At 58.5% G+C, this 349-nt stretch carries 1 protein-coding gene and 1 pseudogene; one reads left to right on the forward strand and one right to left on the reverse strand.

Annotated features, from left to right (window positions below):
* Positions 1-239, forward strand: a 239-nt coding sequence (locus EKH49_RS17020; RefSeq protein WP_128471681.1) for a hypothetical protein, incomplete at its 5' end; no start/stop codon positions are given.
* Here EKH49_RS17020 and EKH49_RS16415 read toward each other — a convergent pair.
* Positions 236-349: pseudogene (locus EKH49_RS16415) on the reverse strand (IS481 family transposase); the annotation flags it as partial. The gene EKH49_RS17020 and the pseudogene EKH49_RS16415 sit on opposite strands and share 4 nt — an antisense overlap.

Genomic DNA, 349 nt, shown 5'->3' on the forward strand with positions numbered 1-349 from the left:
ACCGCCCACAGGATCACATCACCCTGGAAATGGCGCCACTTGAAATCCGTCATCGTTCCGTCCGTCCAATCTCCGCCAAGCATGCTCAAGCTTCACGATTTTTGCAACAGAGCCATATCGACAACCTCTCGCGCAACCAAGACATCGCGGTCGGACTGCAAGTGATCTTGAAGCCACGGGCCCGTCCCACCCCGACATGGACCTCGATGCCCGAACGGACGTTAGATTTCGAGTTCTAGGTGTGATGTCCAGGGACGTTGTTGAGTCGGTCGAAGGGTACGCCGCCAATCGCAGAGTGGTGTCGGTGGTGGTTGTAGAAGTGGAGCCAGCCGGGCAGCGCCAGGCGTCG

The organism is Glutamicibacter sp. HZAU, from assembly GCF_004100365.1.
GTDB classification, from domain to species: Bacteria; Actinomycetota; Actinomycetes; order Actinomycetales; family Micrococcaceae; genus Glutamicibacter; species Glutamicibacter nicotianae.